7 protein-coding genes, 3 tRNA genes and 1 riboswitch are annotated in these 12,183 nt (G+C 61.7%); of the genes, 4 read left to right on the top strand and 6 right to left on the bottom strand.

Annotated features, from left to right (window positions below; all coding sequences use genetic code 11):
- Nucleotides 1-282 precede the first annotated feature (282 nt).
- Entirely contained in the window at nt 283-3,318 is a 3,036-nt protein-coding gene (locus OKC44_RS14595; RefSeq protein WP_442865722.1) for a glycosyl hydrolase family 18 protein, read from the bottom strand.
- Nucleotides 3,319-3,433: 115 nt separating this feature from the next.
- A riboswitch (cyclic di-GMP riboswitch) is annotated at nt 3,434-3,519 on the bottom strand.
- A gap of 296 nt (nt 3,520-3,815) precedes the next feature.
- Here OKC44_RS14595 and OKC44_RS14600 point away from each other — a divergent pair.
- Nucleotides 3,816-5,960: an ExeM/NucH family extracellular endonuclease gene (locus OKC44_RS14600; RefSeq protein ID WP_270813640.1), complete on the top strand. Its 2,145-nt coding sequence runs from the start codon at nt 3,816-3,818 to the stop codon at nt 5,958-5,960.
- Nucleotides 5,961-6,096: 136 nt separating this feature from the next.
- Here OKC44_RS14600 and OKC44_RS14605 read toward each other — a convergent pair.
- The 5 genes from OKC44_RS14605 to gltX all read right to left on the bottom strand — a co-directional run bounded on the left by OKC44_RS14605 (nt 6,097) and on the right by gltX (nt 8,215).
- A tRNA-Ala gene (locus OKC44_RS14605) sits at nt 6,097-6,172 on the bottom strand.
- A gap of 63 nt (nt 6,173-6,235) precedes the next feature.
- A tRNA-Ala gene (locus OKC44_RS14610) sits at nt 6,236-6,311 on the bottom strand.
- 28 nt (nt 6,312-6,339) lie between these two features.
- A tRNA-Ala gene (locus OKC44_RS14615) sits at nt 6,340-6,415 on the bottom strand.
- Nucleotides 6,416-6,652: 237 nt separating this feature from the next.
- Entirely contained in the window at nt 6,653-6,784 is a 132-nt protein-coding gene (locus OKC44_RS14620) for a glutamyl-tRNA synthetase (RefSeq protein WP_223302521.1), read from the bottom strand.
- Between the two features lie 15 nt (nt 6,785-6,799).
- Nucleotides 6,800-8,215, bottom strand: a complete 1,416-nt coding sequence (gene gltX, locus OKC44_RS14625) for a glutamate--tRNA ligase (RefSeq protein ID WP_201355413.1) — start codon at nt 8,213-8,215, stop codon at nt 6,800-6,802.
- A 260-nt stretch (nt 8,216-8,475) separates the two neighbouring features.
- Between gltX and OKC44_RS14630 the strand changes: the two genes are divergently transcribed.
- The 3 genes from OKC44_RS14630 (at nt 8,476) to OKC44_RS14640 (ending at nt 11,827) form a co-directional block, all read left to right on the top strand.
- Nucleotides 8,476-10,578, top strand: coding sequence for a methyl-accepting chemotaxis protein (locus OKC44_RS14630; protein ID WP_270813644.1), 2,103 nt, complete (start codon nt 8,476-8,478; stop codon nt 10,576-10,578).
- 98 nt (nt 10,579-10,676) lie between these two features.
- Complete coding sequence (locus OKC44_RS14635; protein WP_011707208.1) at nt 10,677-11,345, top strand: LysM-like peptidoglycan-binding domain-containing protein; 669 nt, start codon at nt 10,677-10,679, stop codon at nt 11,343-11,345.
- Nucleotides 11,346-11,617: 272 nt separating this feature from the next.
- Complete coding sequence (locus tag OKC44_RS14640; RefSeq protein WP_011707209.1) at nt 11,618-11,827, top strand: cold-shock protein; 210 nt, start codon at nt 11,618-11,620, stop codon at nt 11,825-11,827.
- The last annotated feature ends 356 nt before the right edge of the window (nt 11,828-12,183 follow it).

The following is a 12,183-nucleotide window of genomic DNA, read 5'->3' on the forward strand; positions in this document are numbered from 1 at the left end:
CCCGGAGCGGTCTTTTTTATGCCTCTGTTTTTATTGTCCCGCCATAAAAAAATCCGGAGCCTGGGCTCCGGATTGGGTCATTGCCTTGCGAGAGGACAGGCCATGCAGAGTGCCGGCCTGCCCCTCAAACGGCCATCAGTAGCTGCATATCAGTTCCAGCTACCATCGCCCGCTCTGAGCTCGCTGCTGGTACAGCAGCCTGGACAACTCAGTAGCTGCACACCAGCTTCCAGCTGCCATCGCCCGCTCTGAGCTCGCTGCTGGTACAGCAGCCTGGACAACTCAGTAACTGCACACCAGTTTCCAGCTGCCATCGCCCGCCTTGGGCTCACTGCTGGTCCACCAGTTGGCCTGCCACACCGCCTTGTTGTTGGTCATCCGGTCACCGCCGTTGGCGTGATCCCCCTGCGGCCAGGTCGGATAGGCCTTGTAGGCGGCCGGGTTGACGTTCTGGCTGCTGCAGGTGGCGCCGCCCGGGTTCTCACCGCCACCACTGCTGCCCAATACGGCCTCCGGCAGGGTCGGGAACTCGGCCTTGAGGCCCGCGGTCTGGGTGCCGCTGATGATGCGGATACCGCTCGGCACACCGGCGGCCGGCAGATAGTAGGTCATCGCCACTTCCACGTCGCTGCCCGGCGCCCACGCCTTCCAGGTCGGCAGCGTAAAGGCCGCCTTGTGGAAGTCCTTCTCGCCCGCGATGCCGTCGGAGTTCTGGTTGCCGCCGCTCTCCACCACTTTCAGCCCCATCCCGCTCTGGTCGGTGATGGTGTCGGAGGTAGAGGTGGGCACCAGGAACTCGATGCGAGTACCGCCCGGAATGGTCTGGGCCGAGTTGTTGGTGAGCTTCAGGGTCGGGTTGATCGGGTAGTTGGAATCCCCCTCCTTGAAGCCGGAGAGGCTCACCGCGATGTCGAGCTGGGCGGTTGGCGCCGCCAGATCGTTCTGCTGGGTGTTGTACTTGGCAGCCTTGGCGAACTTCTCGTAGGCGAGCGTGGTCAGCGTGCTGCCCATGCCGTACTCGTTCTTGGCCGGATCGAAGGCGTAGTCACCCGCCATCTCCCAGAACATGACCCCACCCAGGCCCCGCTTGATGATGTAGTCGAGCTTGTGGCCCATGGACTCTTCATCTTCGGTGGAGAGGAACACCTTCTTCTCTTCGTTCCACAGCCAAGGCGCCTGCGCCTTGTCATCGTAGTAACGCACGTACTTGCCCTGCACCACGTGAGCCGGGTTGTTGGGATCCAGACCCCAGGCCTGGCCGTAGCTCGGCATGGTGGTGATACCCAGGCTGGCGGCGTTCTCCAGGTTCTTGGCATGCCACATGGGCACGGCGCCACCGCCGATCTCCTTGCCGTTCTTGTCGAGATCGTGCCAGATGTTGTCGATGCCGACCGCCCCGTTGCCGCACGGAATGGTGCTGCCACCGGTACCCGGCTGACAATCGCTCTGGCTCGGCAGGGCTGCCTTGCCGGCCAGGCCGTGGGTGCCACCGCTGACCCCTTGCCAGCCGCGGGTGTAATAAGGCACACCCACGTTGATCTTGCCGGCCGCCAGGGCGCCACGGAAGTAGTGGGCAGACCAGGCCGCGTTGAGGTAGCCGATGCCGCCAAACTGGCTCTGGGTATAGACACCCCAGTGGGCAAGTTCGGCATCCGCCTTGTTGTCGAACAGGGCGGCGTTGTGACCGACGAAGTTGTTCCAGGCGCCGTGGAAGTCGTAAGTCATCAGGTTGACGTAGTCGAGGTACTGGGTGACCTGGAAGTTCTCCATGCCGCGCAGCAGGTAGGCCGAGGCCGGCGAGGCGATGGTCAGCATGTACTTGCGACCATCCTCGCTGCCGGCGCTGTCGAGCTTGCTGCGCAGGGTCTGCATCAGCACCTTGTAGTTGGCAAACAGCTTGCCGCGGCACTGGTTGGAGAGCGGGAAGTCATTGGGGTTGCCCGCATCCTTCATGGAGGTGGGGTACTCGTAGTCGACGTCGACCCCGTCAAAGCCGTACTGACGGATGAAGCTCACCGCCGAGTTGGCAAAGGCGTTGATGCCGTCGCTGTTGACCGAGCAGTCACCCTTGGTGGTGGCGGTATAGAAGCCGCGGGTATCGGCCCAGCCTCCCACCGAGATCAGGGTCTTCACGTCCGGATACTGCTTCTTGTACTTCGACAGCAGGTTGAAATGACCCTTGTAGGCAAACTCCGGATCCATCTCGGCACCCGGCACGCCGTCCCAGGTCATCTTGGTCGCCGAGTCGTCCACCTTGATGGTGTGGCTCTGCTCGTCCACCGCCGCGAAGGCGTAGTTGATGTGGGTGATCTTGTCCCAGGGAATGTCACTCACCAGATAGGAGGGCAAGCCGTTCTTGCCGGTGCGCCAGGAGGTGAAATAACCGATGACCCGACGGGCGTGGTCATCCCCCATGCACTCGTAGCCATCCGGGCGGTAGATCTGACGAATATCGCAGGAGAGGTTGCCGCCAGTGGGCGGCAGGGCTGCCTCTTCCACCTGTACGTCGACCTGGCTCGATTCGCCGCTCAGGTTCTCCTTGTCGGTCGCCACCAGCTTGAGGCCAGCCAGCCCCTTGCTCTGGGGCGTCCAGTTCACCTGCCAGGGGGCACTGGTGTCTTCCCCCACTTTCTTGCCGTCGACGAACAGCTCGACCTTGGCGACGTCGTTGTTGGCATCGGTAACGTTGCCGCTCACCGCCACGCTGCGACCCAGGGTCACCTTGGCGCCGCTGGCCGGGCTGCTGATGCTCACCCTGGGCGCCTCTGGCGCCACCACGGCGGCGACGTTGAAGTTCGAATCCGCCTCGCTCAGCACCTTGCCATCTTTATCCAATGCCCGAGCCTTGAGGGCGTGGGCGCCGACACCGGCGGCACTCCAGCTGCCGTTCCAGGGCGAGGCGCTCGCCGTGGCCACCAGCTTGCCGTCGATGAGGTATTCCACCCGAACCAGCGCCGTCACCGGGCCGCTCAGAGTCACCGCCAGCGCGACGCTGGCCCCCTCGTTGAAACTGGCGCCGGCAGCCGGCAAGCTGACGGCCACGCCGAGCGCCGGTGGCGGCACGTCCCCGCCATAGAGTTTCCAGGCATCGGCCCAGACCACACCCACCCCGGGGGCATAGTGATAGGGCGAGGCCCCGCACCAGCCGGAGTAGGGAAATTCTTTGCACTCATAGAGATTGCCGACGTTGCTGACGATGTCGCCGGCCTTGTAGGCGGTACCGGCCTGATAGGCGGGATAGGCGGCCTGTGCCCAGGCGGGCATGGCAGCCAAAGCCACCAGCATGGCAAGCCTGCTGGGCCTTAGGGTCTGTTGCATATTGTTATCTTCCTTGTTTTGTCTTGGCATTGGTCACCAAGGCAAAGAACAAGCGCAACCTGCGTGATGGGCGCAGACAACTGGCAATGGACCTGCCACAAACGTCACCCTCACCCTGGGAAGCCCCGCTATCTGGATCGCGCGATCTGAAGACCGGAGGCATTGCGTCCCGGCATCTCGACCGGTTTGCCCTTTACCTGGGTTCCGTGAGGAACAAGCCGAGTATAGGAATCAACCAGCCGAGTCTCAATCTTCATTCTCGAGGAAAAATATGTGGATGCCAGCCAGATCACATTTTCACTGATGTGACGAAATAACTGTTTTGTCATTAATTTCATACTGTTAGCCAAGTCAAAAAAACCGGCATTGCCCTCATTTGTATCCCCGTAATGTGCGTTGGCTCACTGGTATGACATGCCAGAAATGTGACAATGCGCGCCCTTGGCCGATGCGCCAAGGCTATGGAAACACTGGCAAAAAATAAAAAAGGAACAGTTATGAAAGGAACACGTACCCTGCTGTCGCTGGCCGTGGGGCTTGCGCTCGCCTCCCCGTCCGTCTATGCCGCCGGCTTCAGCTGCCCGGCCGACAGTGCCCTCACCCCGATCCCGGTCATTCAGGGCAGCGGCGACAAGAGCCCGCTCATTCCCGCCGACAAGTTCGAAAGCCCCCAGAGCGTCATGGTCAAGGCAGTGGTCTCTGGCCTCGGCGAGAGCCTCAACAAGGGGTTCTACCTGCTGGATGTGCAGGGCGACGGCAACCCCCAGACCTCGGATGGCATCTTCGTCTTCCTGAACGACAAGAACTTCGCCAGCAAGTACCCGGACATCAAGCCGGGTGCCGAAGTCTGCCTGGAGGCCAAGGTCGAGGAGTATTACAACCACACCCAGCTCAAACCGGTGTTTGACAGCGGCACCCCGCGCCTGCAGGTCGTCGCCCAGGGCTCGGTCCCGGCCGCCATCCCGCTGCGGGTGCTGGAAAACGAAACCCTGGCCCGGGCGCTGGAGCGCCACGAAGGGATGCGGGTACGGCTCGACGCCGACAGCGCGCTCAAAATCAGCCGCAACTTCAGCTATGACTACGCCGCCCGGCGCAACAACCTGGTGCTCTCCCACCAAGCGCCGCTGATGAAACCGACCCAGCTGCACGATGCCGACAGCAAGGCCGCCAAGGCGCTGGCCAAGGCCAACGCCGGCAACCGGGTGTTCCTCGAATCGGACTTCAAGGCCGCCGACAGCAAACTGCCCTGGCTGCCGGCCTGGGAGCCGGAGCAGGGTTACCTGCGCATCGGCGATGCCCCGGTCAATCTGGACGCCATGGTGGGCTACAGCTACAACGAGTACCGGCTGATCGTGCCGCAGGATCAGGTGATCACCGCCGGCGATCTGCTGCGCACCAGCGACAACGACCGCCAGAGCGCCCCGGCCCGTGCCGATGGCACCGATCTGCGCGTCGGCAGCTTCAACGTGCTCAACTACTTCACCAGCCACTCCAGCGTGGGCGGTGCCCTCAACGTGCTGTGCAAGGATCAGGCGGATGCGGACAGCGCCAAGGGCTGCAACCGCGGCGCCAAGAACCTGGAAGATTTCCAGAAGCAGCGCGCCAAGATCGTCAACGCCATCACCGAGATGGATGCCGACCTGCTCGGCCTGATGGAGATGGAGAACAACGGCTTTGACAGCCACTCCGCCATCAGCGACCTGGTACAGGCTCTCAACGCCCAGCAGAAAGAGGCGGGCAAGCAGTACGCCTTCGTCACCCTGCCCAAGGCGCTGCTGCAGGGCGAGCACTACTTCGGTGGCGACGCCATCATGGTGGCCATGATCTACCGGCCGGCCAAGCTAGCACCGCAAGGGGACGCCAACGTCATCACCCTGCCAGTGCAGAAATACCTGGATGCCAAAGGGGTCGAGAAACAGGCCTCCCAGCGTGACTCCCTGGTGCAGACCTTCACCGTCGAGGGCAGCAAGGATCCGCTGACCCTGGTGGTCAACCACCTGAAATCCAAGGGTTCAGGCTGCCTGGAAAACCTGGACGGCAAGGAGCCGGCCGATCTGCAGGGCAAGTGCACCGAGTTCCGGGTCAGCGCCGCCAAGGTGCTGGGCGAGGCGGTAAGCAAGCTGCCCGGCCAGGTGCTGCTGGTGGGCGACTTCAACTCCTACGCCCGGGAAGATGCGATCCGGGTGCTGACCGACTATGTGCCGACCGACGGTCAGCGCAAGATAGTCTCCGCCTCCCAGACCTTCCTCGGCGACCAGGTCTTTGAGCAGACCGGCAGCGAAGTGGCCAAGAGCTACGGCCTGGTGGACATGAACGTCAAGTTCAACAAGGAGAAGGCCATCTCCTACAGCTACGAGGCCGAGCTCGGCACCCTGGACTATGCCCTCGCCAACCCGGCGCTGGCCGGCAAGGTGATCGCCGTGGCCGACTGGCACATCAACTCGTTCGAGAGCAACCTGTTCGAGTACGGCCGGGAATTCACCGGCGACATGATCAAGTCGGACAATCCGTTCAGCGCCTCCGACCACGATCCCATCATCGTCGACCTCAAGCTGAAAGAGGAGAGCAACGGCGGTGGTGGTGCCATGGGCGCTCTGCTGCTGGCGCTGCTGCCGCTGGCTTGGCGTCGTCGCCACGGCTGATGACCCATCGCCATCAAACCAAAAGCCCGCAGCGATGCGGGCTTTTTTATGGGCCGGCCGGCACAACCGGTGTACCGAGCGCAAAACAAAAAGGCCACCGCAGTGCGGTGGCCTTTTCTACTTTCGTTACGAAAGATGGTGGAGCTACGCGGGATCGAACCGCGGACCTCTTGCATGCCATGCAAGCGCTCTCCCAGCTGAGCTATAACCCCACAAAGGTCGGCCTGGGTGATACACACCGCACTGCCCTGGGTACTTCATTTCAATCAGGAACCTGGTGGAGCTACGCGGGATCGAACCGCGGACCTCTTGCATGCCATGCAAGCGCTCTCCCAGCTGAGCTATAACCCCTTGGATTCCAGATTGTTCGAGGAGAATTTGGTGGAGCTACGCGGGATCGAACCGCGGACCTCTTGCATGCCATGCAAGCGCTCTCCCAGCTGAGCTATAACCCCAACTCACCTCGGCGCTACCAAAGTTATCTCCGGCAACGGAGGCGCATGATAGGCACCGACCGCTTTGCTGTCAACCCAAAAATAACGCCTATTCGCGCGTTTAGTCAAAATTCAAGCAGTTAGCCGATTTAACCGGCAATGACACAGCTATCTCGCTGTTTTATGTCACAAAACCGGCCTTTGGCCAAAAACAAAGGGCCCCCGTACGGGAGCCCTTTCGCAAGCACTGGCTAGCGCTTATTCGGCAGCCATGCGCGCTTCGATATACGCCAGGGCGCGGTCGATGCGGGCCAGTACCCGCTCCTTGCCCACCAGCGCCATCACGGCGTCGATGGCGGGGGAGAGATTACCCCAGACCGGTGACGGCAATGTGCGACTGCAAGCTTACTCGGCGGCCATGCGCGCTTCGATGTACGCCAAAGCGCGGTCGATACGCGCCAGAACGCGCTCCTTGCCCACCAGCGCCATCACGGCGTCGATGCCAGGGGACTGACCCAGACCGGTGACGGCCACACGCAGCGGCATGCCGACCTTGCCCATGCCCTGACCCAGCTCGGCGGCGGTCGCTTCAATCAGCTCGTGCAGCGCTTCGGTGGTCCAGCTATCCAATGCCGCCAGCTTGGCCTTGGCCAGGGTCAGCGGCTCGGCAGCCACGCCGCGCAGGTGCTTCTTGGCAGCCGCTTCGTCGATGGCCTCAAAATCTTCGAACAGGTAGCGGCTCTGGGCGGCCATCTCGACCAGGGTGTTGCAGCGCTCGGCCAGCAGAGTCACCACCTCAGGCAGTGACGGGCCCTTGCTGGTGTCGATCTTCTGATCGGCCATGTGCCAGGCCAGATGCTTGGCCACATAGGCCGGATCCAGGCTGCGCATGTAGTGGTTGTTCAACCACAGCAGTTTGTCGGTGTTGAAGGCGGAGGCGGACTTGGAGATGGCATCCAGGCTGAACAGCTTGATCATCTCCTCCAGGCTGAAGATCTCCTGATCGCCGTGGGACCAGCCCAGACGCACCAGATAGTTCAACAGCGCTTCCGGCAGGTAGCCGTCGTCGCGGTACTGCATCACGGAGACAGCACCGTGGCGCTTGGAGAGCTTGGCGCCGTCGTCACCCAGGATCATGGAGACGTGGGCAAACTCCGGCACCGGCGCGTTCAGCGCCTTGTAGATGTTGATCTGGCGCGGGGTGTTGTTGATGTGGTCTTCGCCACGCACCACGTGGGTGATCTCCATATCCCAGTCATCGACTACCACGCAGAAGTTGTAGGTCGGCGCGCCATCGGTACGGCGAATGATCAGATCGTCGAGCTCGGTGTTGGCGAACTCGATGCGGCCACGGACGTGGTCATCGAACACCACGGAGCCTTCGGTCGGGTTGCGGAAGCGGATGACGTGCGGCGCATCGGCCGGATGATCGTGGGCGTGATCGCGGCACTTGCCGTCATAGCGGGGCTTCTCGCCGTTGGCCATCTGGCCTTCACGCAGCGCTTCCAGCCGCTCCTTGGAGCAGTAGCACTTGTAGGCGCGGCCGTCGGCCAGCATCTCGTCGATCAGACCGTTGTAGCGATCGAAGCGCTTGGTCTGGTAATAGGGGCCCTCATCCCAGTTCAGCTCCAGCCATTCCATGCCCTCAATGATGGCGTCGATCGCCTCCTGAGTGGAACGTTCCAGGTCGGTATCCTCGATACGCAGCACGAACTCACCGCCCTGATTCTTTGCAAACAACCAGGAATAGAGTGCGGTACGGGCACCGCCGACATGCAAAAAGCCGGTCGGGCTGGGAGCAAAACGGGTTTTGACTTTCATCTTTAAGCCTTGTGTAGAGGGCCTTGGGCCAATTCGTTAAAAAAACCGTCGCATTTTAGCACCGACAATGACGGATGGGAAAACCATGCAGCCACAGCGGGCAAAAGTAGGGGGTTGAACAGGCGTCCCAGCCGCTTGCCGCCTGATATTTGAAGGGGATCGCAAAACAAAATCCCGGTTTCCGTTTTGCTATGACAAGTGTTGGAGAGCTGCCTCCTCCGGCCGATATCCAAATAACGCTCACCAACAAGGAAGAGACGATGCAGTTCCGTTCTATCCAGAATCGCATTCTGGTGATGGCCGGGATCGCCATGACCGCCGCCCTGGTCATCCTGATCCTGCTCAACCAGTACTCGGGTCAACAGACCCAGAAGCTGACCATCAGCTCCAGCCGCGCCGCCCTGCAGCAGGAGGCATGGCAAAAGGTTAGCGCCAACGCCCGTGCCGAGGCCGCCACCATCACCCAGCTGCTGCAAAAGGGGCTCTCCTATACCCAGCAGATGGCCAGTGCCCTCGCCCTGCAGCAGGAAGGCAAACTGCCGCTGGATCGCCAGCAGGCCACCGACCTGCTCAAGGCCCAGCTCTCCCTCGAACCCCAGCTCTACGGCGCCTTCGCCGGCTTCGAACCCAACGGCTTCGACGGCCAGGATGCCAGCTTCGCCGGCCAGACGGCGCTGGGCAGTGACAGCAAGGGGCGCTTCGTGCCCTATTTCTATCGCGACAAGGAGAGCATAGGCACCGACCTGCTGCTCTCCATCGAGAAGAGCGATCCGGATGAGTTCGGCAATCCGGCCAACGACTACTACGCCTGCCCGAAACGGGAGGGACGCTCCTGCCTGATCGACCCCTTCAAGGTGGACATCAACGGCCAGCAGGTGCTGGTGAGCACCATCACCACCCCCATCATGGTGGGCGGCCAGTTCAAGGGGATCGCCGCGCTCGATCTGGCGGTGGACTCCATCAGCCGTCAGGCCCAGTCCCTCAACAGCAACATCTATGACGGCAAGGGCGAGACCCTGATCGTCAGCGCCGCCGGCGTCATCACCGGCACCAGCGGCGATGCCAGCCTGCTCGGCAGCCGCGCCGACAAGCTGCTTGGCAACGGCTGGCAGCAGTACCTCAAACCCGAGGTGCAGCGCCAGGAGCTCGACGATGCGTTCCGGATCTCGGTGCCCATCGCGGTGCCTGGCATGAGCCGCAACTGGGCCATCATCGTCACCCTGCCCTACAAGGTGGTGCTGGCCGGGGCCGACCAGCTGGAAGCCCAGCTGAGCGACATGAACCGGGCCGCCATGACCCAGCAACTGGTGGGCGCCGTCGTCGTGCTGGTGCTGGCGCTGGCCACCATGCTGGTCATTGCCCGCAGCATCACCGGCCCCATCCGCCAGATGGTCAGCCTGGTGGATGACATCGCCGATGGCGAGGGGGATCTCACCAAGCGGCTCAATACCCAGTCCCGCGATGAATTGGGGAATTTGGCCAAGGGCATCAACCGCTTCATCGACAAGCTGCAGGTGCTGCTGGGGGATGTGCTCAAGACCGCCAGCGAGGTCAACCGTCACGCCGGCGACACCGATCGCATCGCCGGCCAGACCGATACCAACCTGCAGCACCACCAGGCGGAGATGGAGCAGATGCTAACTGCGGTACAGGAGATGTCCTACGTCAGCCAGGAGGTGGCGACCCACGCCAACAACACCGCCGACTCGGCCAAGCAGGCCCAGGGGGCGGCGGATCAGGGCAAGGTACGCTTCCAGCAGGTGATCCAGTCAATGCACAAGGTGGCGGCCGAGGCCGGCAAGGGGGCCGAGGTGGTCGAGGGGCTGGCCCACGACAGCGAGCAGATCACCAGCATCCTCACCGTCATTCAGGGGATCGCCGATCAGACCAACCTGCTGGCGCTCAACGCCGCCATCGAGGCGGCCCGGGCCGGCGAGCAGGGCCGCGGCTTTGCGGTGGTGGCCGACGAGGTACGCAAGCTGGCGGGCAACACCCAGCAGGCGGTACAGAATACCCAGGAACTGATCGAGAAGATCCGCCACAGCTCGGCCAATGCGGTCAACGCCATCAACCAGAGCCAGCAGCTGACCCACCAGGCGGTGGGCGAGGCGGATCTGGCGGAAGAGGCGCTCGGCAGCATCTATCAGGCCATCTCCACTATCAACGACATGACCTACCAGATCGCCTCCGCCGCCGAAGAGCAGAGCTCGGTTTCCGAGACCGTCTCCGGCAACCTGTCAAAAACCAACGCACTGGCCAACGACATCGCACTGGATGCGACCGAAACGGCCAAAGCCAGCCAGGCGTTGCGCCAGGCGGCCGAGCGTTTACAGCAATTACTGGGACAATTTCGTCTCAGCTGATAATTTTCCACCTCAGGACTCTCCCCCTCGGGGGCGAGTCCGTTTACCATAGGCACGAATTTGCCTGATGGCAGGCAATGTAGTGAGAGGTAAATGCCGTGCCCACCCCGGACCGTCGCCCCCGTGGCCACAACAGACGAGCCCAGCAGCGTCGCCAAGACGAATCACAAGGATCCCTGCTCCATCGTATCAATGCCGCCACCCTGCCCCTGCGCCAACGCATCGGTCAGGGCATGAGCGGGCTTGGCCAACGCGGCCAGGAAGCCAAAACAGGCAAGTTCAAGCTGGCGAGCCCGCTGCCGCGCAAGCACACCATAGGGCTGCTGATCCTGATCCCGCTCTGGTTGCTGGTGCTGGCCTGGGAGCCGGCCGTCCCCGCACCCAAAGCCGCGCCGTCCGGTTCGCTGGCGGTCCCCATCGCCGTACCGGCGCAGGCCCTCACCGTCGGCAATGGCGCCGCAGGCAGTGCACCGGCTGCTGCCAAACCGGTCGAAGAGAAGGTGGATGGCACCTGGCTGCAGCACGACGTGCAAGCCGGCGAGACCCTCTACTCCATCTTCCGCAAGTTCGAACTGCCGGGCGCCGAGCTCAGCCGCCTGATCGCCATCGAAGGGCCTGATCGGCCGCTGACCCGCCTGCAATCGGGCCGGGCCGTGTTCATCCTGATCGATGATACCCGCCGCATCCAGCGGGTCGAGATCCGCTCCTACGGTCAGGCCATCTACCGCTACGACCGACAGGGCGAAGGATTCGCCCTCAAGGAATGAAACAACGGGAGGCCTGGTGCCTCCCGTTTTTTTGACCTGAATCCATGAAATAAGCCGCTGAGTTCACAATATTTTTAGCTTGCTCAAAAAATGAAAAGTGCCAAATTGACAAGGGATCGCGCTCACGTACAATCGTTTGTGCTTTAGACAGGGATTGTTCTACATGCTACTGGGACAAATTGACGTGGTCAGTCATGCTTCAACCCCTGATTGCTAAGCAAATGCTGCCCAACAAGGCTTAGTTTCATTTTGTTATAGATAGGACTTACCACATGTCTGACATTCGCACCGGCCAAGTAAAATGGTTCAATGAGACCAAGGGTTTTGGCTTCATCGAGCAATCCCAGGGACCGGACGTTTTCGTTCACTTCTCCTCCATCCAGAGCGCCGGTTTCAAGACCCTGGCTGAAGGTCAAAAAGTCCAGTTCACTGTGACCCAGGGCAAAAAAGGCCCTCAGGCTGAGAACGTTACCCTGCTCTAAGCCACGCCAGTGAGCCTGTAGGAGGAGCCATCGGCCCTCCTATTTTTTTGCCCGCCGTTTCCCCTTCCCAGCCACGCTCATAAGCCTGCCCGCAGCAACAGCACCCCTCCTCCCGACAATCATAAGCTTGCCTGTAACCACAGACCTCCCCAGCACCTGTGTACCACGCGGGCACAGAAGACATGGGCCCGATCTGGCTGAACGCCGGATACGACAAATCATCGCGGCGCGATGTGATGGGCAATTCAAATTGGGGGGAAGATATTGAAGAATTTAAGAGATTGGAGCGGGAAACGAGACTCGAACTCGCGACCCCGACCTTGGCAAGGTCGTGCTCTACCAACTGAGCTATTCCC

The sequence above is a fragment of the Aeromonas sp. S41-2 genome (assembly GCF_027705845.1).
GTDB classification, from domain to species: Bacteria; Pseudomonadota; Gammaproteobacteria; order Enterobacterales; family Aeromonadaceae; genus Aeromonas; species Aeromonas hydrophila.

Excerpts from the sequence above, each read along its gene's own strand:
- gltX (WP_201355413.1), bottom strand. The coding sequence starts at position 8,215 with ATGAAAGTCAAAACCCGTTTTGCTCCCAGCCCGACCGGCTTTTTGCAT.
- OKC44_RS14600 (WP_270813640.1), top strand. The coding sequence starts at position 3,816 with ATGAAAGGAACACGTACCCTGCTGTCGCTGGCCGTGGGGCTTGCGCTC.
- OKC44_RS14640 (WP_011707209.1), top strand. The coding sequence starts at position 11,618 with ATGTCTGACATTCGCACCGGCCAAGTAAAATGGTTCAATGAGACCAAG.
- OKC44_RS14595 (WP_442865722.1), bottom strand. The coding sequence starts at position 3,318 with ATGCAACAGACCCTAAGGCCCAGCAGGCTTGCCATGCTGGTGGCTTTG.
- OKC44_RS14630 (WP_270813644.1), top strand. The coding sequence starts at position 8,476 with ATGCAGTTCCGTTCTATCCAGAATCGCATTCTGGTGATGGCCGGGATC.